This window comes from Gracilimonas mengyeensis, from assembly GCF_900182705.1.
GTDB classification, from domain to species: Bacteria; Bacteroidota; Rhodothermia; order Balneolales; family Balneolaceae; genus Gracilimonas; species Gracilimonas mengyeensis.
In genome coordinates, this window is the sequence record NZ_FXTP01000002.1 from 403,973 (window position 1) to 426,463 (window position 22,491).

Genomic DNA, 22,491 nt, shown 5'->3' on the forward strand with positions numbered 1-22,491 from the left:
TACGCAAAATGCAAGATCCATCGGGGGTACCCTCTGGATGACCGGGAGGCTAGAGAAGGCGGGACTTTCAGACCTAAGTCAAACTCCTGCACGTTCAGTCCAAGGTGGTTTAATTAACCATACAGAAATCTCCGGATGTTTTTCTTGGGTGTTTTTTCAAACTCTTCATCGGTTAACTCAATGTGGGATAGCTTCTCATAGGATGCTACGGCCTCGTTGAATTCTTTTCTGGTTTGTTCCGCAAGCTCTTCCAGCTGTTCTGTTTGTAGGTTGTTATTTCCCAAGGCCTCCATATCGGGATGAACCAAGCCTACCAGACGATTTTCACGCTGAACAATCACGCATTCCTGTACCAATGGGAAGTTTGCAAGACGGGCTTCCAGGGCCTCGGGGTAGATGTTTTGGCCGCTGGGACCCAGCAGCATGTTTTTATCCCGGCCCTTGATATAAATGAAATCCTCTTTGTCAATGATGCCCAAATCTCCGGTTTTCAGCCAGCCGTCTTCCGTAAAAGCAGCGGCATTGGCTTCCACATTTTTGTAATAACCCAGCATAACATTGCGGCCCTTAACCTGAATTTCACCCACTTTTTTATAAGGATTTTTACTATCAATCCGGACTTCCATCCGGTCTACAAGTTTTCCTGAAGAGCCTTTTTTGGTGGCATCGGAAGGAGCATAACTAATCAAGGGGCCACATTCCGTCATTCCATAGCCCACGGTAAAGGGAAATTTTATTTTTCTAAAGAATGATTCTGCCTCCGGACTCAGTGCTGCTCCGCCTATTACTACCTCGTGAAAGTTGCCTCCGAAATTCTCCACAATCTTATCTCGCGTTTTTTTGAAGATCAATCCACGAATACCCGGTATAGCCAGCAGCGTTTTGATGGCCGGTTTTTTCAATGAAGGCACGATACGTTTTTTGTACACTTTCTCAATTACCAAAGGCACCATCAAAATAAGATGAGGTTTTACTTCGCCCAGGGCATTCAGCAGAATTTGCGGGGATGGTACTTTGGTTACAATGGTAATATGACAACCCAGCGAAACCGGGAAGAGAATCTCGAAAGCCAGTCCAAACAGGTGGGCCATGGGCAGAAACGATACGATTCGATCCCCAGCCTTAAGAGGCATGTGTTCACGGGCATAAATAATATTCGATTCGATGCTGCGTACCGGAATCATCACCCCTTTAGAAAAACCAGTAGAACCAGAGGTGTATGAAAGAATCAGCAGGTCCTCATCATCCCGTTTGGGAAACCTGAAGTCGTTGCGATGAACAGAGACCGTTTGGCTAAAATCAAAGTTTTTCGCCACATTCGATGCGTCATCCAATACCCTAAAATCATCGGTAGAAATGATGAGGCGTATGTTTCCGAGCTTGGAGTGATCCAGCTTGGAGTAAAGGGAGTCTTCGGCAAAAAGCATGGCCGATTCGGAATGTTCCAGGATGTTATGCACATTTTCGGGCGTAAAATCGGGCAGAATAGGTACAATCACTGCCCCATGCGCCATGATGGCAAAAAAGGTAATGGCCCAGTTGGTAGAGTTGCGGGCATAAAGGGCCACTTTATCTCCGGGTTGGATTCCAGCTTCAGTCATAAGCTGCTTTAATGACTCAATGCGTTCAGCCACCTCTCCAAAGGTGTAAGTGCCTCCGCCATAATCAGTAAACACCGACAAGTCCCAGTGCTCTTGGAAAGCTTGGGTATACATTTGGTCTAATCGAAGCGACGAATCAGGCTGCTGAGGCATAGTCAAAACAAAATTTCTTAAACAAAAAGCGAATATTCTACATCAGGTTAACGCCGTTAAGTTACTTATAATCCTAAACAAGTACCGACCAGTTTATGCTCTTTATTTAGGGGTTTAAGGAGGTTAAAGCAGGAAAAGTAATTGAATGATGTAAGTTTAAACTCTGTTTTGCACATTATAAGTGTAACAAGTACATTTATTATGAGTTGGAGATGTAAAAGCTCAAAGAAAGACGTGCGGCTGCATCAAGAAAGAGCGATCTGGTAAAATCAGTTGCAATTTAATTTCTGTTGTGGAGAAGTGATACTCGCGAATTAAATGACAATATGAATTCATTGGGTGTTGCTGGTAAGGATAAAAATTCTAAAAATGAGATTTATGAGAAAGCTAAATTTGCTATTCATTCTGGCATTAATTGTTGGATTAACCACTGCCTGTAAAGAGAATGGAACCGGCCCTAATGGCAACGGTGGCGGAGATAATGGAGGTGAAGATGAACCATATACTGGTTTGTATGAAGATTTTTATGGGCCTACTTATGCCGATGATTATACGCCTTTGGCCTCCTGGAGTAGCCGTTCGCAATGGAATTTGGCCAATGTGCATGACCCTACGGTGGTTAAAGACGGGGAGTATTTTTACATGTATCAAACGGATGCTTCGTACGGTAATGCCCACCAGGGACACGGCCATTATCCATCCCGCCGCTCCCGGGATTTGGTGAACTGGGAATACAGAGAGGCCGTATTTGATGAAGCGCCTGCCTGGGTAAAAGATTCTTTGAATAACATCCGTGCGAATATGGATCCGGCATTACCTCCCATTGATAATCCGCGTTACGGATTCTGGGCACCGCACGTAACCAAAGTTGGCAACACCTATCGATTGTATTATAGTGTGGTAGTTACCAATCCGATTTTAGGAAATGATGACACCGAATATTGGACGGAACGGGCATTTATCGGGTTAGCTGAATCCAATGATCTCTCTTCCAATAACTGGGAGGATAAAGGTATGGTGATTCATTCGGTGGCAGATGGCCGGGAAACCTATACCCGTAACGGCGGCAACGACTGGAGCGGCTATTTCAAGTTCAATGCCATTGATCCTTCCTATGTAGTAACTCCGGAAGGCGAACATTGGCTGATTTATGGTTCCTGGCACTCAGGACTGGCAGCTGTTGAAGTTAATCCTGAAACAGGAAAACCGGATGAGCTAAATGATCTGGAGGACTTTGGGGTCAGAATAGCCGGCCGAGGAAATGTAAATTCAAACCGCTGGCAGGGATTGGAAGCACCGGAAATTATTTATAATGAAGACACCGGGTACTATTATTTGTTCCTGGCTTATGATGAGCTGGCCGTAGCATATAACACCCGTGTTGCCCGTTCCAGAAATGTTACCGGTCCTTATTATGGTATTGACGGCGGCAATGTAACGGCAGGTGCAGAGGCCTATCCTATCTTAACTCATCCATACAAATTCTATGGTCATCATGGCTGGGTAGGGATCTCACATGGTTCTGTTTTCGAAGATCCGGCATCAGGAAAATGGTATTACTCTTCTCAGGGTCGGCTGCCGCGTGATATCAATGGCATCAATGCCTCCAATGCGGTGATGATGGGGCAAGTACGAGAAATTTACTGGACCGAAGATGGCTGGCCGGTAGTGGCTCCCGAGCGTTATGCCGATGTGCCTGATACCACTATCACGGAGGAAGATATGGTAGGTACGTGGGAGGAGATCATCCTTCGCTATCAGTATCAAACTATGCAGACTTCCTATTACATTACCCTTAATGAAGACAACACGGTGGAAGGGCAGATTACCGGAACCTGGGCTTTCGATGAGGAAAGTCAAACCCTTACCATTAATGATGTCGAGCTGATTGTTGACAGCGCATGGGACTGGGAAGCTTCGCCACGGCGAACAACTATAACATATGCAGGCATAAATTCATCAGGCCGTTCTGTTTGGGGCAAAAAAGTGGATAATTAGTTTCAGATAAAAAAATCCAATGTTTATTAACAGGCTCATGTAAGTAATTGCGTGAGCCTGTTTTAGTTTGAAATATAGCCTGCATTTTTTAACAGATATACATGCTGGATTACTATCCAATGCTTGTTTAAATGCCCTTTTTGCCGTTTATTCGAGCGAGAGCTATTTAAATTTATTCCTGTGGTACAAGATCCCAAACAAATTGTAACACCTTTTGCTTTTGATGTGCATGAAGACCTCTTGGGCTTGCCTCTTGCAACGCCCAAAAGAAGGTTCGCGGCATTAATGCTTGATCTGTTGTTTGCTTCCTTTTTAAGTGCTTTAGGTGCCTGGGTTCTGGCTATTTCAACTTCCATCCTGTTTTTTTGGCTGGCAGTTCGTAACAAAGGAGATTCCTGGTTTAAATATGTCGTACGCTTCGGCGGGGCAGCGATGGCATCCGTATTGGTATTTGCCATTACCTTTCATTACACCAAATCAGAGGATGATTTCAAGGAAGAAACGAAAAATGAAGTAGCCGAAGAAGTTGCGGAAAATACACAAGTGGTTACGCCAGGAGCTGAAGATATAGATTGGTCGGCATTCACGAAAAGGGCTATGAGTATTGATTATTCAGATGAAGAAAAAGCAGAGAAAGCCTGGGAGGAATTAGGCAAAGAGATTGAAAGAAGTGCCGGTGTTTCCGTTGATATTCCTGACTTCGAGAACGATGAGGTGTATCAGGAAGCTTTCAGAGAAAACCTTATCGCTTTATCGTCAGCCATTCAGCAACAGGATTCTGCCGCTGTAGATTCTATCCGGGAGGCTTTGGTTCCGGTTATTGCAAAAGCCGAATTGAATACGTTGGGCAATCAGCTAGAGCAATATGAAAGTGAAAATGATGACCTTGAAGACCGTGTGGAAGAACTCGAGGAGAAAGTAGAAAACCCTTCATTTATACAAAGTACCAGAGCTTTGGCCGCAGATTTCGGGCTGAACTTTGGATGGATTGGTATATATTTTATTCTTTGTCTCCCTCTATTCAGTGGTAGAACTATAGGAAAGAAATTGTTGGGTCTTAAGGTCGTCCGATTGAATAATGAACCCATAGGACTTTGGTATTCATTTGAACGTTTCGGGGGATATGCAGCAGGCCTGGCAACCGGACTGCTTGGTTTTTTCCAAGTATATTGGGATCCAAACCGACAGGGTATTCATGATAAGATCGCGTCAACAGTGGTGGTAGATCTTCGTGAAAAGAAGCGAAAGAAGACTGAAGGACTGAGAAGCAGGGTGCTTGAGACAGAGGAGTAAATTTTGAGCTACTTATCACCTTATCAACATATCACCCAATTACCATATCACTAAACTACCTAATGGCTGATGAGAAGCTGAAAAGCATTCATTGCCAAAATAGCGAGCGTTACCCAAAGGCCTACTTTTTTAGCATCGCATTCTTCAAGAGCTTCGGGGATGAGGTCGGCAAATACCATCCAGATCATAGCTCCGGCGGCCAGGCCCAATCCAAAAGGCAGATACTGCTGAAAAGTTTCTACAAACAGGAAAGCCGGGATGGCCATCAAAGGTTGTGGAAGGCTGGAAAAGATGCTCCACCAGACGGCTTTCAAAGCTGAAGTGCCCTGCGGTACCATCACCAAACTTATAGCCAGCCCTTCAGGAATATTATGCACGGCAATGGCAATGGCGATAAAAACACCGAATTCCATGGTACTGGCAAAAGAGACGCCCACACTTACTCCTTCTGCAAAGGAATGCACGGTCATGATCCCCAAGAACAAAAGCATTTGTTTGCGCTTTCCGCCTATTAAATCACCTACTTCCACCGAGTGACTGTTATCCATCCATCGGTTGGCAACGGCTACCAAGATGAGGCCTGCAACCATGCCTCCCAATGTCATCCATTCACTCACGTTGTAGCCTTCCATGATCAAACTAAAACTGGCAGCGAGCATCAACCCGGATGCAACCGCATTGGATTTGCCCAGCAGGGAAGGGGAGATATCCTTAATAAAGAAAAAGGGTACGGCTCCCAGTCCGGTAGTTACGGCGGTGAGCAGCGCATAAAGAAAAACTTTGATAAGGGGTACTTCCAGCATATCTGCAGTGATGAAATTGAGGGCTTAAAATAGAAAGAGGCCTTGGAATTCCCTAACTGCTTGCGCGGGAGATGGTAATTTAAAAGCAGTCAAAATATGCAGAGTATGATTACAGATTACAGATTCCAAAACAATATTATCCTAAACCTTATTGATACTGTCTACTCTTTTAAGACGGAACACTTTTTTAACTGGTAATAAGTACAATCAAGGTTTCTAAACATTTGCGCGGTTCGTAAAAGCCTCTCCTTGTGAAGGAGAGGTTTGGTGAGGTCAAAGATTAGGGCTTGTAGATTGCCAATACTTAACCGGTTTTTTAATGTTCAGGACACTAATATTTTCAAAATAAAAAAAGCCCTGAAAAGCGAGAACACTTATCAGGGCTTAAAATTTATTTGAACTGCTTATGTAGCTTACAGCACAATTGTTTCGCTGCGCTTGGGACCGGTGGAGATGATAGTAAATTTCACCCCAAGGTATTCCTCAATAAAACGAATATATGATTGGGCAGTAGATGGAAGCTTGTTCCAGTCGGTAACACCACGGATGGAATTTTTCCAGCCGGGAAGCGCCGTATAAACCGGTTCGGCCGCTTCTACATCATCCAGCGAAAGTGGGAAAACATCGGTTTCTTCGCCGTTGATTTTATAACCGGTACAAACCTTGATTTCGTCAAAGCCGTCCATCACATCCATTTTGGTGAGCGTGAGTTCATTCATCCCGTTTAGCTGTACTACATACTTCAGGGCCACGAGATCTAACCAGCCGCAGCGGCGTGGACGTCCGGTAGTAGCGCCAAACTCAGCACCTTTTTCCCGAAGTTTTTCACCGGTTTCTTCATGTAGTTCGGTAGGGAAAGGTCCGTTACCAACCCGTGTACAATATGCTTTGGTAATACCCATCACTTTATTCAGTGCCGTGGGGGGAATGCCTGAGCCTGTGCAAGCACCACCGGCAGTGGGGGAAGAAGATGTTACGTAGGGATAGGTGCCATGGTCAACGTCAAGCAAAGTCCCCTGTGCACCTTCAAGCAATACGGACTTCTTATTTTTTAGACCTTCGTGCAACAAGTTTGTGGTGTTGCAAATAAAAGGCTCCAGCGTTTGGATGGCACTTTCAAGTTCATCCATGAGCTCTTCTGTTTTAAGGATGGGCTCTTCGTAAAGGTTTTCCAGGGCAAAGTTAATGTCCTTAAGATTCTGGTCTATCTTTTGGCGGAGAATGTCACGATCCAGCAAATCCACCATACGGATACCCACACGTGATACCTTACTCACATAAGCCGGTCCGATACCGCGGCCGGTAGTGCCAATGGCATCGCCGCCCCGGCGTTTTTCTTTAAGCTGATCCAGCAGGCGGTGGTAGGGCAGAATGACGTGAGCGGTCTGGCTGATGAAGAATCGGCCATCCAGGCTAAAACCCATGTCCTGTACGTCCTTGATTTCTTTAACCAGCGCAAGCGGATCAATGACCACTCCGTTGCCGATCACACAATCAGCATCTCCGTTAAAAATTCCGGATGGAATGAGGTGCAGGACAAACTTCTTGTCGTCAAACTTCAGGGTATGGCCGGCATTGGCCCCGCCCTGAAAGCGCACTACGTAGTCTGCTTTATCACTAAGCAGATCTACAATTTTTCCTTTTCCTTCATCCCCCCATTGGGCTCCTATAACAACACGTGTACTCATAATATTCTAAACAATTCAATAAAAAAGGGGTGCAAAACACCCCTCTTTGATTCTGTTAATAATTTATCGGATATCAATCCTGATAAGATTCGGCAGCTTCTTTTACCGATTTGTAATGCTTGAAAACCGTAATGAGTTTTGTAACAACCAGAAGGCTCTCAATTTTGTCGGTAGCATTGGCAATACGGAGGTCTCCTCCTGCTTTACGCATCGTGGTAAGGCCGCCAATTAGCATGCCAAGACCTGATGAGTTCATAAACTTAACTTTACCAAGGTCTACAACAATATTTGTTTTACCGGCATCGATCAGTTCATGTAATTTTTCATTCAGGCTGACCGCATCAGGGCCTCCCATCACGTTACCTTTAAATTCGATAACTACGCTGTTGTAACGTTCGGACGTATTAAAACTCATAGTTTTTTATGTATTTTGAATTAAGATTTTTGGGTACGCTCTTCCAGCTCAACTACCAGGGCGCTGGCTACAAACAGCGAACTGTAAGTTCCTAAGACGATACCGATTAACAGTGCAAAAGAAAAGCCCTTTAACACTTCTCCGCCGAAAATAAATAGTACCAACACCACAAACAAGGTGGTAATAGAAGTAATAACGGTACGGCTCAAAGTGTCGTTAAGACTTTTGTTAACCATGGGCATATAGTCCATGCCTTTGTGCACGATTGAGTTTTCACGGATACGGTCAAATACTACCACGGTATCGTTAAGCGAGTAACCCACAATGGTGAGGAAAGCCGCAATAATGGATTGATCGATTTGCAGGCTGAAAGGTACCAGATCTGCCAGAATGGTAAATATCCCCAATACAATCACCACATCATGTACCAGGGCTGCCACCGCGCCGGCCGAGAAGGTCCAGTTGCGGAAGCGAATAAGGATATAGATGAAGATAATGACAATGGCATAAATGATAGCCTGCAAGGCTCCCCACTTGAGGTCTTCCGCAAAACGGGGACCTACCACATCCGTTTTAATTACGGTTGCGGGATTATCCGGGTACACCTCCTGTACCGTTGAGGTAATGATATCCTGCACTACATTGATTTCGCTTTCATTGTCGGTACGGATCAGTACTTCGTTGCCTTCCTGCCCAAAGAGTTTTACTTCGGGGGTGGCTCCAAGTGGATTAGACAGGTTTTCGCGCAAATCAACTACGCTTACTTCGCTGTCAAACTGAAGTACAAATTCCTTTCCTCCACGGAAGTCAATGCCGTATTGCAGGCCTTTGGTTAAAATGGCTCCGAGTGAAGCCAGGAATAGAACAGCCGAAATGATGTAAGCCATCTTTCGGGTTCCGGTAAAATTAAAACTTGGTGTTTCAAACCATCTCATAATAAGTGTCCTTTTGTCGTTTTAAAATTCTTTGGGGATTAACCGAATGTTACGGTTGAGGGCTTGTTCTGGCTCAGGTAATCAACAATTACACGGGTGATTACGATAGCGCTAAACAGCGATGCTACAATACCGGCCATCAGTGTAACCGCAAAACCTTTGATCGGGCCAACTCCAAAACTGAACAGGATGATGGCAACAAAGAAAGTGGTTACGTTGGCGTCAATAATCGCACTCATGGCGTTGGAATAACCAGCTTCAATAGAAGCTTTCATGGTTTTTCCAGTTCGCTGTTCTTCCCTGATTCGGTCAAAGATCAGCACGTTTGCATCTACCGCCATACCGATGGTTAATACAATACCGGCAATACCTGGCAGGGTCAGCGTGGCTTTGAAAGCCGCTAAAATCCCCAGAATAAAAATGATGTTGAGCAATAGCGCAAGGTCAGCGATACCTCCACCTGTGCGGTAATACACAATCATGAAGATGGCTACGATACCCAGGCCAACCAATACGGAGTTAAGTCCGGCACTGATCGATTCAGCACCCAGGGTAGCACCTACAGTACGCTCTTCAAGAATCTCAAGAGGAGCGGGCAGGGCACCTGAAAGCAGGATGTTAACCAAATCCTCTGCTTCCTGTACGCCATCAAGTCCGGTGATGGAAGAACGGCCGTTTGAGATTTTGGTTTGTACATTTGGATAAGAGAATACATATCCGTCGAGCACGATGGCAACCGGCTTGCCTATGTTGGCGCCGGTGATACGGCCCCATTTGCGAGCGCCTTCACTGTTCATGCTCATGGATACTTCCGGTACGTTGGTGGCAGGATCAAACTGAACACTGGCGGCTTCAATAACTTCACCGGTCAATTCGATTTGGGTTCGAACCCCAATAAGCTGGTATAGATCCTGTCCGCTTTGGCCAGGCAGCGGGTTGGCACTCCACATCACCGTTGTGTTGCGGGGCATCATGCGCTGAATATCTTGCGTTCTAAGCAGATCCATCACTCGGGCAGTATCTTCGGGTGTGGCATAACCAACCAGGTAAGGACTTTGCGCAGGTACCAGTACTTCTTCAAGCGGGTTGAATTGAGACTGAGCGGCAGAATCGGTTTGGGCTGAGTCTGCATCCGCATCCTGATAGGTATCATAATAGGTATACAGCTGATCTACAAAAGAGCTGAATTCATTGGCGTCGGCAGCCAGACGGAATTCCAGGCGGGCCGTACCTTTCAGCAGGTTACGCACACGCTCTTTGTCTTCTACGCCAGGCAGCTCAACCACAATACGGCTTTGCCCCTGTTTTACGATAGAAGGCTCGGTTACACCGTAACGGTCAACACGTGTACGGATAATTTCGATAGCTCGTTCGAGGGCAGATTCCCGCTGGTTTTTCAGGTAAGTGGCAATCTCCTCGTTGGTAGAACGGCGGGTGATGTCCATGGCATCGTTACGGTAATAACGGCTGAGACGGGCATCGGGATCGCGGCTTTCAAATTCAGCAACCATCAGATCGATGAAATCTTCGCCGGTTTCGATGGACTGATCACGTGCGGTTTGAATCACATCAGTGAGCAGCTGATCGGCATTCTCGCCAGCCAGTTCTTGCACCAGTTGAGGTACACCCACTTCCAGCGTTACGTGCATACCGCCCTGAAGGTCAAGACCAAGAGAGAGGGTGTTGGCTCGAAGTTCTTCAAGGTCTTCACCGTTTTCTTCCCGGTACTCGGCTGCTTCCGAAGGGCTGAGGTCGTCAATATAATTTTGCTCCAGGGTCCATTGAATGGTAGGGAGTAGGTAATAAATGGTCAGGGCCAGGAAAGCCACTATAGAACCAATTTTAAATCCGTTTCCTTGCATAATAGTTGATTTTAGTAGTTTGAAAATTGATTAGGGATAAAAAAGAAAAAGAATAAAGCGCATCAGCTAATAGCTGCTGCATGCTTCATCATGTCAGCACTTTTGCATCAAAAAAATTGAAAAGTGTTGAGATAAAAAGAAAAGAGAAAATTCTATGGGGCACCGATAGCCGTACCACCTGAAAGAGGAGAAATGTGATAATCAATCGCGACTATGGCGGTTTGTTCGACGATATTTCCAGAAAGTGCAAAAGCAAGCTGCTGATCAGCAGTAAGGGATTTAGCCTGAAAAGTCAGCCCGTCAACCGGTAAAACCGAGTGTGGCTGAGCTTGTTTTATAATGACGGCTTTCCCCATGCCAGAAGAAGAATGCTGATAGGCATTCCATTCTTTAAGCAGCACACGAAATACTTCGCCTTCATCTTTTGATTGCGCATCAACCGGAAGCTCAAAATCTTCAGCATGAGCTTTAACCAGCGATGAGGCTTCACGAATCACCGATTCCAGTTCGCTTTCGGATTTGGATAATCCGCGAATCTGGTCAGCTACGTCACTGTTGCTGTTTGTTTTCAGGTTTGATTGCAACCAAAAGGCAAAGGCGTCCTGGCTGGTATCATCCCCAATAGGCTTGATGAAACAGAATAGCAAGCCCAGCAGCAAAGTGCAGACACTATAAATTCGGGTGATATGTGTTCTGAAAAATTTCATCAGACATAGAAGATAACGAACTCAGCATCAATTATGAACCGAAATTTATAATGGATAAATAACAGTAGTTTGAGAAATCTCGGGAACTGATATTGCCGAAGAACTCATCGGGAAGTGGAACATGTGAAATCCAGAATATGAAAAAGAAATTACTTGAGAGGTACTCAAAGCGGCATATCCCATTTTCAAAGAAAAGGGAGCAACCATTCACGTGAATGTGCTGGTTATGGCAACTTTATTAAAGTGAACCCTGAGAAACGAGTGAGAATAATGATGGTAACGTCGGTTCAAAATGATCCATTTGGCTTGAATGACGATCAGATATGTTTGTAAGAATGATTACGGATTAGAGCTGGTTATCTAAGTACTTAAATAACAAAGAAATCATTTATGTACGATAAAGATCAGCTTCTAAAGACTATTGAAAAAAGGAATCCTCATCAAAAAGAATTTATACAGGCAGTGAGCGAGGTGTATAGTGATGTGATTCCTTTCATCAACAACTCGGATGGAAATAAATATCAGGCTTCTTCCATCCTGGAACGTCTGGCAGAGCCTGACCGGATCATCCGCTTTCGGGTAACCTGGGAGGATGACGAAGGGAATGTTCAGGTAAACAGGGCCTGGAGAGTGCAATTTAATAATTCAACCGGGCCTTATAAGGGAGGCATGCGCTTTCATCCCTCTGTAAATGAAAGTGTATTGAAGTTTTTGGGATTTGAGCAGTGTTTCAAAAATGCACTCACTGACTTGCCGATGGGCGGAGCCAAAGGAGGGTCAGATTTTGATCCCAAGGGAAAAAGTGATCAGGAAGTGTTTCGATTCTGCAGCAACCTTATGCAGGAATTGCACCGGTATATTGGGGTAGATACCGACGTGCCGGCCGGGGATATCGGAGTTGGAGTGCGTGAAATCGGATACCTGTTTGGCCAGTATAAAAAAGTGACCAACCGGTTTACTGGTACTCTTACTGGCAAAGGTATCAGCTTTGGGGGAAGCCTGATCCGTACGGAAGCTACGGGTTACGGGCTCATATATTTTGTGGATCAGATGCTGCAAAAGGCAGATGATGGTCTGGAGGATAAAGAAATCCTGATTTCCGGTAGCGGGAATGTGGCCATTTACGCCTGCGAAAAAGCGTTGGAACAAGGCGCGAAGGTAATCAGTATGTCAGACTCTGACGGAACAGTGATTGATAAGGACGGCATTGATGAAGACAAGCTGGCCTACATCAAAGACTTGAAAGAAGTGCGCAGAGGCAGAATTTCAGAATACGCCGATGAGTTTAACTGTGAATACCTGGAAGGAGAAAAGCCTTGGGGAGTTGAAGCAGATATTGCCCTGCCTTGTGCCACGGAGAATGAAATTGGAAAAAGTGATGCCGAAAGCTTAATAGATAACGGCATTTCTTTAGTTGCTGAAGGAGCAAATATGCCCTGCACTAATGAGGCATCAGAACTATTTAGAAATTCAGAGATCTTGTACGCGCCCGGAAAAGCTTCAAATGCGGGCGGAGTAGCAGTATCCGGACTGGAGATTGCCCAAAATAACATTCGGATAAACTGGTCGGCCGGAGAGGTTAATGATCGTCTTCAGGATATAATGAGTAATATCCATGACCGGTGTTACGAGCATGGGAAGAAGGATGGTGAGGCAACAGATTATGTGAAAGGGGCGAATATAGCCGGCTTTAAAAAAGTGGCGGACTCCATGCATGCTTTCGGTCCGCTATAGAATCGACACACACCATTCCATATCATTGGTACAATAGAAGAAAGGCATGAAGTGATTCCATTAAAGAGGTTATGCCGTTACTTTCTTTAGCCGATCAAATTCTTCTTTGAGGAATTTTCCGGTGTGCGAATGTTCTGCATTTGCCACTTCTTCCGGTGTGCCTTGGGCAATGATCTCTCCACCGCCACGTCCGCCTTCAGGCCCCAAGTCAATAATCCAGTCTGCTGCTTTGATGAGGTCGAGATTGTGTTCAATCACAATCACGGTATTACCTTTCTCCACCAGGCGCTGAATTACATCCACCAGCATACGTACATCCTGGAAATGGAGCCCGGTAGTAGGTTCATCCATCACGTACAGTGTGTCGCCGGTGCCCACTTTTGAAAGCTCCCTGGCCAGTTTGATGCGTTGTGCCTCCCCGCCAGAAAGGGTAGTGGAAGCTTGGCCAAGCGTGAGGTATCCAAGCCCGACATCTGTTAAAGTGCCCAAAATCCGGCTTATGGCCGGCTGTGCATCAAAGAATTCGGCGGCTTCGCGGATGGGCATCTGTAGTACATCAGAGATGTTTTTGCCTTTGTAATAAATTTCCAGCGTTTCCCGGTTGTAGCGCTTGCCGTTGCAGGTTTCACAGGTCACGTACACATCCGGTAGAAAGTTCATCTCAATTTTGCGAACGCCATCGCCATTACATTCTTCACAGCGGCCGCCTTTCACATTAAAAGAAAAACGTCCCTGATCGTAGCCGCGAATTTTGGATTCGGGCAGTTCCGCAAACAACCGGCGGATGTGATCAAATACTTTGGTATAGGTACCGGGGTTGGAGCGGGGAGTTCGTCCAATCGGAGACTGATCAATGGAAATAATCTTGTCCACATTGTCAATTCCTTCCACCGTATCATAGGGCAGGGGCACCGTTTTGGATTTGTAAAAGTAATTGGAAAGAATAGGCACCAGCGTTTGGTTGATGAGCGAGCTCTTACCGCTGCCGCTCACGCCAGTTACGCAAATAAATTTACCCAGTGGAACGTCCAGGTTTTGATTCTGGAGGTTGTGTCCGCGAGCGTTTTTTATCTGGATAGATTTGTCGTTACCCTCCCGGCGCGATTCGGGGATTTCAATGACTTCTTCATCTTTCAGAAATTTGGCCGTGTCAGAGTCAGGATCAAGTTCATCGGGTTTGCCGGAGGTTACAATGTGTCCACCGTTCACTCCCGCGCCCGGACCTAAATCTACCACAAAGTCAGCGTGTTCGATGGTTTCCCGGTCATGTTCAACCACCAATACGGAATTACCAAGATCACGCAGAGTTTCCAGCGAATTGATGAGCTTGATGTTATCGCGCTGGTGCAGCCCGATGCTGGGTTCATCCAAAATATACAACACGCCAACCAGCTGTGTACCGATTTGGGTAGCCAGACGAATACGTTGCGCTTCACCTCCACTTAGGGTTTGTGCTTCGCGATCAAGAGATAGATAATTCAGCCCTACGTTTAACAAAAAGTCCAGCCGGTCGCGAATTTCCTTCAGCACCTGGTTACCAATCGTCTGCTGCCGCTCGGTCAGATTGATGCCGTACAGCGTATCGCGTAGCTGTTTGATATCTTTCGCCACCAAATCGTGGATGGTATATCCGTCAATTTTGTAGGAGAGAGCTTCCTGATTCAACCGCCCGCCATCACACTTGGGGCAAGTAATGCGGTCCATAAAAGCCTTAGCCTTATCCCGCTGCTTGTTGGATTTGCTGTTGTGATATTGATCGATGATGGTATTCCGCAGCCCTTCAAACTTATGTTTGTAGGTTACGGAATTGTCTTTGAAGTCGTAGCTTACGGAGTATTTTTTCTCCCCGCTGCCATTCATGAGCACTTCTCGAAGCTCTTCGGGATAATCTTTGATAGGCGTCTCAAAATCCATATCAAAGCTATCCAAAATGGCCTTAAGCTGCTTAAATACAAAGATATCACGCGGAGCGCCAAGATATCGGATGCCGCTGTCAGCAATACTTTGTTCAGGATTGGGAACCAGTAAATCCCAGCTTACATCATAGGTGTAGCCGAGTCCCTCGCATTTTGGGCAGTAGCCGTAGGGCGAGTTGAAAGAAAACAGATTGGGAGCGGGATCTTCGTACGCCAGTCCGCTTTCCGGATCAAATAAGTTCTGGGAATACAGCTTGTCGTTGATTTCCTCACCATCTTTAATAGCCAAAATTACGTTGCCATCGGCCATTTCCAGGGCCAGGCGAATGCTGTCGGCTATACGTTTTTCACTTTTTTGAGAGATCACAAAGCGGTCTACCACAATCTCAATATTGTGGGTTTTGTAGCGATCCAGCTTCATATCCTCTTCCAGATCGCGGAATTCACCGTCAATGCGGGCTTGTACAAATCCCTGCTTGATGGTTTGTTCGAATAGCTCGCGGTAATGTCCCTTGCGGCCACGTACTACCGGCGCCAGGCAGTAGGCTTTCGTGCCTTTGGGCATATCCATAATGTTTGCTACTACCTGATCGGCCGACTGTTTCTCCATCTTATTCCCGGTTTTGTAGGAATAAGGCGTGCCAATGCGCGCATACAGCAATCGCAGAAAATCATAAATTTCGGTAACCGTACCCACCGTGGAGCGAGGATTACGGTTGGTGGTTTTTTGGTCAATGGAAATTACGGGCGACAGGCCGTCTATAAAATCAACGGCAGGGCGTTCCATCATCCCCAAAAACTGCCGGGCATAGGCGGAGAGCGATTCCAGGAACCGTCGCTGGCCTTCCGCATAAATGGTATCAAAAGCCAGCGATGATTTTCCTGAACCGGAAAGTCCGGTGATAACCACGAGTTGCTCGCGGGGAATGTCGATGTCAATATTTTTGAGGTTGTGTTCGCGGGCGCCGCGTACTACAATGTTGTGCTGCAAAGGAATGGGGGTTTTTGGATTTCAGAACTTCGAAAAATACAAAACAGCATTGGGAAAAGCTTCATTCCTTTTTGGGTGATATGGTGGTGGGGTAATATGGTGATATGGTAGTGGGAGTGGTTTTGGCAACGGGGTAGTATTTTCCAACACCTCTCACAATCAAAACAGGAACAACTGTTTTGATTGATCTCTCCTCAAGGAGAGACTTCTCGGGACTAAATGATAGCTACGATGCTTTAATTAAGGGTGTGAAGCATAATACCAACCGGTAAAAGTCCTTCCTTGAGGAAGGTGCCTTGGTTTTGGCTTGCCAAAACCGGCGGAGGGTGTACGATGGTGGGTACAACTCATTGGCGTCCTAAAGACTCACTATAACTGCATACAGGTACGAAAGTGGACACAGCTAAGGGATGTAATCCTGGAAACTCCGAAATTCAATGTTCAGTGTTGAATGTTCCTTATTCGATATTCCCCTGCAACCATTCAGCCCGAAGTTGTATAGCGGCTTCACTCGCATCCGGGTTGAGAGTGGTTTTATAAGCCGGGTCTTCAGCTAAAGTCACTTCTGCCGTATGCTGATCACCCCAGCGACTAAACGTAATTTGGATTTCATCACCCGGGGCATAATCAGATAAAATTTCATCTACATCACTTACAGAATTCAGTGAAGTGCCAGCGATGGACAGAATTTCGTCTTCAGACTCAATGCCTGCCAAGTAGAGTGGAGAGCCTTGACGGGCATTTCCATCCAGTTTACCAATGCCGTTTTCGATATCAATATCAGTCCCAAGGCTGGCTTTGCCGGGATTTTCCAATCCAAAGTCAACGCCCACACTGGCAAACAGAGACTTATAATCCGGCATCTGGCTGTCGTAGATGTATTTGTTGAAAAAACCGGTGGCAAACTCTTTTCCGGCGTAATAGGCCAGGGTAGATTCTATGTCCCGATTGGTATAAGGAACCTCTGGCTCTCCGAAGGCCTGCCACATTAATTTCATGAAGTCATCCAGGTTTTTGTCGCCATCCAGCTGGCGTAGGGAAAGATCCAGTGCAAGCCCCAGCACGCTGCCATAGCTGTAGTAAGAGATGAAGGTGTTATCCCGGTTAACGGGATCTACGGAGCGGGCGGCATCCACAAAGGGAGCCTGGTAACTCATCTCAACGGGATTAAAGTAAGCACGTCCGGGATGATTGAATACGTAATTCAGGCTTCCGGCCAAGCCTTCAATATACTCTTGTTCAGTACGGATACCTGCGCGGGCCAGAATTAACCCGGTGTAGTAACTGGTGAAGCCCTCTGCAAACCAGAGCTCACCACTCATGTTGGCTTCCTCAAAATTGAAAGGTTCCAGGCTGGCAGGACGAATGCGCTCCACATTCCAGGTATGTACAAATTCGTGTGAGATAGTGCTAATACTTGTCTCCTCAAGCGGTTCATTCAACGGCTTGGAGTTGGTGACAATAGTAGAGTTTCGGTGTTCCATCCCATCTCCGCTAGCGTTGGGCATAAAGCAGTTCAGGAAGATATATTCGCCATAGTCCAGCTCGGGCAGTTCTCCGAAAACTTCAATTTGCTCGTGAACGATGGCCATCACTTTACTAAAGTATTTATCTACTTCGGCATCAGTAGCGGGGGTGTGCAACGCCATTTTAATGAGCTGGCCTTCTACCAATTCATCCCGTAAATGAAAATCCGCGATTTCCACAGGGCTGTCTAAAAAGTAATATAAATCAGGGGCGTAGTAGGTCGTTTCTTGCAGGTGTTTAAGCTGGGTGGCAATTTTCCAGTCGAGGTCTTCCCGCACATCAAAAGTAATCTCAATCGGACGGTGGCCATAGTTTCGAGCCCAAGCAAAAGTAGCCGGCATGTTTAAGTGGGCGTGAGTTTCATCTACCTGCGAATAGGTGCCGTCGCCTCGATTGGCAAACAAGGTATATTCAAATTTTACGGTGCCATCGTGTCCGCTGATGTTCCACTGGTGCGGATTGGGACGGGTAATTTCGAGAGGATTGCCCTCACTGTCGGTAGCTTTTACCCCGTACACATTTTTAGCAAATTCATGCAGGGCGTAGCGACCGGGAGATGTTCGGCTCATGCGCACTTCCAGTACTTTGTTTTCCAGGTTGGTATAAGTGACGCTGATTTCAGCCTCGTGGTGAACGGCATTTTCAAAAGAAATATGATACTTGGTAAGGGTTTGGGCCCTGCTTGTAAGGGTAAGCAGTAAAATGGCAATGGGAAGCATCAAGGTTTTTTTCATAGCACACAAGTGAATAAGAGAATAAATTTAGCGAGCAGGAATATGAGGAGCTTGCGTCTGGAATGCAATGAATGCAATTTGACAGGAGGCCAGCCGTTGCAAACTTTTACCGGAATCAGGGCCTATTCACTATCAGTTGTTATAACAATTCCAAGTATTGATTCCGCATTTTTCTATCTTTGAACCCTTAGTTATTTCAACCCCGTTGCAGTCATCCATTCAATATCATTCCATGTATACTTACTTGTCATCTGCTACCAAGCGTATTGCCCACATTCTGTTTCTCTTACTATTTGCGACTTCGGTAAGCTGCGCACAGCAATCTGAAGAATCATCGGAAACCCAAGCTAATGAGGAATCTGAAAGTCAGGCTGGACAATCTAACATTCCCTTTGACTGGTATTCACTTGAAGAAGCTCAGCGCCTGGCGGCAGAAAATGATAAGAAAGTACTGGTATATGCAGAGGCTGTATGGTGCACCTATTGCCAGCGAGTGAGGAAAGAAGTTTTTCCACAACAAGAAGTGGAAGAAGTGACCGAGCAATATTTTTATCCCGTGTTGGTAGATATTGAATCGCAGGACACGCTGACTTTTCGGGGAGAAGAGATGACACAAGCTGAATTCAGCCGTGCCATGAGGGTTACCGGAACACCTACCTTTATTTTTATTGATTCGGAAGGAGAAATCATTGCAGGTCAGCCCGGGTTTATTCCTACGGACATATATGTGCAGATGCTCACCTATGTAGGAACCGACGCTTATCAAGACCAAAGCTTTGATGAGTTTGCAGAGAACTAAAACCTGCTTTCTATTGCTGCGTGTATGATTTAGGCTGCTCTTATTCTGCCTGATTTCAGGTCTTCATTTTATATTCAATTAAAAGCATTACAGACGAAAGAGACCTATTTCTTGTATTTCAATGAGCAAATTATATCATATAAGTGAGCAATAATTATAATTATGTTGGGCTAATCATGCGCGTAATGTCGAAAGTATTCAACCTCAAGTTTTTGTGAGGTATTGATAAAAACAATATAAATCATTATTTAGCAGGTAATTAAAGAAGTGTTTAAACCTTTGTGAAGATGATCTCGGTTTATTACATTAATAATAGTTGTTGGTCAATTAATGATTGTATTAGGGCAAAAGTTTGCTCAAAAAAGTAAAATCTCATTGATTGATTAGTTGGAGTTAATCACAATTTCGACACAAAGAAATTTTGGGAGTTGGGATAATAAGCGATAAAAAGTCTATGCGGGTATTCCAGTCTCTTTGTAACCGATGCATTTTTTGAAATACCAGAGATTTCTCTGCTATAGAATCAGATTTGAAATTATGCTGATCGGATAATCATCTATCTATCCACTCATAAATCGAAGGCCGCAATGTTGATCCCATTGCGGCCTTTTTTTAATAAGATAAGAGATAGATGTTTTAGGCTAATAAGTTGAATTTAATGCAAATACATTTGGTGTCCTTTTTTTTGCAATGTATATTATCAAATTGTTAACACAATGTTTCCAATGCATAAAGGAAAAAATCTTACAGGTTTCTTTAGAACAATAGGAGAGCATAATTCCAATGAGTTTTGACAAAGTGCAGGAGCAACGGTTTGAACTCAAATACCTTATCAATGAGCAAAAAGCTCAGAATGTTCGACATTTCATAAAGAATTACCTGGATGCTGATGAGTATGGCATAACCCAGCCCCAAAATTCCTACAGTGTGCATAGTCTGTACCTTGATTCCTCTAATCTTAAGACATATCAGGATACGATTAACGGGAACAGAAACCGCTTTAAAATACGTATTCGGCATTATGGCGGGGAAGATCAGGAATCCGTCTACTTGGAAATGAAGCGCAGATACGACCGGGTAATTACTAAAGCCCGTGCAAAGGTGCCGGTCAAAAAGCTGGAAGAAATAATATACGGACCTTTGCCTACTATGGATCATCTGGTTAATCAAACAGAAGAACAGCTTAGATCGCTTCAGCAAATTTGCCGGATGATTCGTGAAATAAATGCCCGCCCACAGATTCACGTAGCCTATCTCCGGGAAGCGTATGAACTGGAAGAATCCAACGCGGTTCGTATCACTTTTGACCGGGATGTTACTGCCAGTTACACCAATTCGCTGAGTCTCCGTGCTGAGCAGGACAACCCGGTAAATGTATTTGGGAAAACTGTGATTTTAGAATTGAAGTTTACCAACCGATACCCACACTGGATGAATGAGTTGACCCAGCTTTTTCATCTCCGGCTGGAATCAGCAGCCAAATATGTTGACGGAGTAAATGTCCTTAAAAGAAAGAAGAAAATTGCCTGACCGTACTTTATGGAACAATTAATGAAATTCGGAGATACGGCTCCGTTACCAACCGATATTCCCACTCTTTTAATTGCATTGTTGCTGGCTTTTTTATGCGGGCAGTTACTGGCCTGGATATATATGTACACGCATACAGGGCTGTCTTATTCGCGTACTTTTGTGAGCTCTCTTATCATTATGCCAATCACAGTGGCATTGGTTATGATGATTTTGGACAACAACATTGTGACGGCATTTAGTTTGTTGGCGGTGTTTGCTATTGTCCGTTTTCGGAATATTCTGAGGGATACCCTTGATACGGTGTACATATTATCGCTGATTGTAATCGGGATGGCTTGTGGTACCCAGAAATTTACTACAGCCCTAATCGGCACCCTCGTTGCCGGGTCGGTTCTTATCTATATCTGGTTTACTAACTTTGGCGCACGCCAGCGGTATGATTTGATCCTCAACCTGAACTGGAGCCGGCCCTTAAGTTCTTTGGAGGCTCTTGAACAGTTTTTAGACCGGCATGCCTTTAAAACCCATTTGGCATCTCAAAATACCAGCCATGATGGCTCCTCCACTCAACTGTCATATCGGTTGTTACTCAGGAACCCTGATCGCACCCAGGATTTATTGAATGAAATTGCGGAGATACAGGGAGTCTCAAAGGTGAGCAGCATGGTTGCAGAAGATGAATCGGAGGTATAAGGATGTCAGACGAAAATAAAAAATACGAGCGTATTCCTGTCCCACTTTCACAGAAATTGAAGGAAGTACGGCACCGTATTGTGCCCTTGCTAGTGTTTCTGGTCGTGTTGGGTTTTGTAGTATATCTGTGGGATATGCGGGTGAGTACTCCCGGTTTTACGGGTAAAGTAGTGGCTGACAGTACCTTGGTTGCCAGCCCCTATGATGGAACACTAAATCAGTTTTACCTGGAGCCCTTTGATGTAGTGGAAAAAGGAGATCCGGTGGCTACCATCATCCGCACGGACAGCAGCTATCTGCAGTCCAGGCTTCAGTTGGTTGAGTCACAAATAAACCAGGTAAGAAGCGGGTTGGAACCCATGGTGAATCACCAGCGAAACATCATGGATTATGAAAACCTGCGACTGGATCACATGCAAAACCGTGTAGAAGTGGCATCCCTCAAAATCAGGGAGCAGCAACTAAAAGAAGCTTATGAAAGAGCTAAAGAGCTGTATGCCAAAGACGGAATCTCCGAAGCCGAATACGAGCGTATTGAAAGTGAATACCTTGTTGTAAAGTCTGAACGGGAAAGCAAAACGGAACTTATTGATCAGCTTGCAGGGCGGCTTGAAAACATTGAGCAATATATCATTGCTGATGATGTAGCTAATCCGCTAAATGCGGCCATTGATGTATATGAAAAAGAACTGAAAGTGGTGGAGGAAGAGCTAAAGCCACGGACTATTTATGCTCCGATGTCAGGCATCGTTAGCAAAGTGTATAAGCATGACGGTGAGTTTGCGCGGGCAGGCGATCAAATCCTGGAGATTGAAGCTACCGAGCCTTCGTATATTGTAGGGTATCTACGTCAGCCTTTTGTGATTGAACCGGAGGAAGGTATGGAAGTGGAAGTACGTACACGAAAGCCTTCCCGGCATTTCTTTACCTCTCATATCGTCAAAATAGGAGGGCACATTGAGATTTTAGAACCTGGAATGGGAACTCCGGGAGCCAGTGCACAGGAGAGTGGGTTGCCCATTCAAATTGCAATACGCAATACCGGAGATGTGACATTGTACCCGGGTGAGTTTGTTGATATTGTGCTGGAGAGATAGACTGTTTTAGGT

At 45.3% G+C, this 22,491-nt stretch carries 16 protein-coding genes; 7 read left to right on the top strand and 9 right to left on the bottom strand.

The features are described from left to right. Positions 1–113 precede the first annotated feature (113 nt). Positions 114–1,754: an AMP-binding protein gene (locus FN815_RS04055; protein ID WP_221930230.1), complete on the bottom strand. Its 1,641-nt coding sequence runs from the start codon at positions 1,752–1,754 to the stop codon at positions 114–116. Between the two features lie 378 nt (positions 1,755–2,132). Between FN815_RS04055 and FN815_RS04060 the strand changes: the two genes are divergently transcribed. Together FN815_RS04060 and FN815_RS19310 are read left to right on the top strand one after the other, a co-directional pair. Further along, positions 2,133–3,752 carry an arabinan endo-1,5-alpha-L-arabinosidase gene (locus FN815_RS04060; RefSeq protein WP_142453329.1) on the top strand — a complete coding sequence of 540 codons (1,620 nt, stop codon included), beginning with the start codon at positions 2,133–2,135 and terminating at the stop codon, positions 3,750–3,752. Between the two features lie 897 nt (positions 3,753–4,649). Continuing rightward, positions 4,650–5,045: an RDD family protein gene (locus FN815_RS19310; RefSeq protein ID WP_425461070.1), complete on the top strand. Its 396-nt coding sequence runs from the start codon at positions 4,650–4,652 to the stop codon at positions 5,043–5,045. 59 nt (positions 5,046–5,104) lie between these two features. Here the strand turns inward: FN815_RS19310 and FN815_RS04070 are convergent, their stop codons facing one another. The 6 genes from FN815_RS04070 to FN815_RS04095 form a co-directional block, all read right to left on the bottom strand. Then, positions 5,105–5,848 carry a ZIP family metal transporter gene (locus tag FN815_RS04070; protein WP_142453331.1) on the bottom strand — a complete coding sequence of 248 codons (744 nt, stop codon included), beginning with the start codon at positions 5,846–5,848 and terminating at the stop codon, positions 5,105–5,107. Between the two features lie 413 nt (positions 5,849–6,261). After that, positions 6,262–7,536 (bottom strand): adenylosuccinate synthase, encoded by a 1,275-nt coding sequence (locus FN815_RS04075; RefSeq protein WP_142453332.1) that lies wholly within the window; start codon positions 7,534–7,536, stop codon positions 6,262–6,264. Between the two features lie 73 nt (positions 7,537–7,609). Beyond that, positions 7,610–7,951, bottom strand: a complete 342-nt coding sequence (locus FN815_RS04080) for an STAS domain-containing protein (protein ID WP_142453333.1) — start codon at positions 7,949–7,951, stop codon at positions 7,610–7,612. Between the two features lie 20 nt (positions 7,952–7,971). Next, the gene (secF, locus tag FN815_RS04085) at positions 7,972–8,886 is read right to left on the bottom strand and encodes a protein translocase subunit SecF (protein WP_142453334.1); all 915 of its coding nucleotides are present in this window, start codon (positions 8,884–8,886) and stop codon (positions 7,972–7,974) included. A 38-nt stretch (positions 8,887–8,924) separates the two neighbouring features. Beyond that, positions 8,925–10,748 (bottom strand): protein translocase subunit SecD, encoded by a 1,824-nt coding sequence (secD, locus tag FN815_RS04090; RefSeq protein ID WP_142453335.1) that lies wholly within the window; start codon positions 10,746–10,748, stop codon positions 8,925–8,927. Positions 10,749–10,900: 152 nt separating this feature from the next. Continuing rightward, a complete protein-coding gene (locus FN815_RS04095) occupies positions 10,901–11,455 on the bottom strand; it encodes a hypothetical protein (protein ID WP_142453336.1) in 555 nt (184 codons plus the stop codon). A 390-nt stretch (positions 11,456–11,845) separates the two neighbouring features. Here FN815_RS04095 and gdhA point away from each other — a divergent pair, with 390 nt between their 5' ends. Further along, positions 11,846–13,189 carry an NADP-specific glutamate dehydrogenase gene (gene gdhA / locus FN815_RS04100; RefSeq protein ID WP_142453337.1) on the top strand — a complete coding sequence of 448 codons (1,344 nt, stop codon included), beginning with the start codon at positions 11,846–11,848 and terminating at the stop codon, positions 13,187–13,189. Positions 13,190–13,258: 69 nt separating this feature from the next. Here gdhA and uvrA read toward each other — a convergent pair whose 3' ends face one another. Further along, complete coding sequence (uvrA, locus tag FN815_RS04105) at positions 13,259–16,096, bottom strand: excinuclease ABC subunit UvrA (protein WP_142453338.1); 2,838 nt, start codon at positions 16,094–16,096, stop codon at positions 13,259–13,261. Between the two features lie 458 nt (positions 16,097–16,554). Next, complete coding sequence (locus tag FN815_RS04110; RefSeq protein WP_142453339.1) at positions 16,555–18,357, bottom strand: M61 family metallopeptidase; 1,803 nt, start codon at positions 18,355–18,357, stop codon at positions 16,555–16,557. A 232-nt stretch (positions 18,358–18,589) separates the two neighbouring features. Between FN815_RS04110 and FN815_RS04115 the strand changes: the two genes are divergently transcribed. The 4 genes from FN815_RS04115 to FN815_RS04130 all read left to right on the top strand — a co-directional run bounded on the left by FN815_RS04115 (position 18,590) and on the right by FN815_RS04130 (position 22,479). Beyond that, positions 18,590–19,156, top strand: coding sequence for a thioredoxin family protein (locus FN815_RS04115; RefSeq protein WP_142453340.1), 567 nt, complete (start codon positions 18,590–18,592; stop codon positions 19,154–19,156). A gap of 783 nt (positions 19,157–19,939) precedes the next feature. Beyond that, on the top strand, positions 19,940–20,686 hold the full coding sequence (locus FN815_RS04120; RefSeq protein WP_142453341.1) for a polyphosphate polymerase domain-containing protein: 747 nt from the start codon (positions 19,940–19,942) through the stop codon (positions 20,684–20,686). Positions 20,687–20,695: 9 nt separating this feature from the next. Further along, positions 20,696–21,382 carry a DUF4956 domain-containing protein gene (locus tag FN815_RS04125; RefSeq protein ID WP_142453342.1) on the top strand — a complete coding sequence of 229 codons (687 nt, stop codon included), beginning with the start codon at positions 20,696–20,698 and terminating at the stop codon, positions 21,380–21,382. Between the two features lie 2 nt (positions 21,383–21,384). Continuing rightward, positions 21,385–22,479, top strand: a complete 1,095-nt coding sequence (locus tag FN815_RS04130) for an HlyD family secretion protein (RefSeq protein ID WP_142453343.1) — start codon at positions 21,385–21,387, stop codon at positions 22,477–22,479. Positions 22,480–22,491: the final 12 nt, after the last annotated feature.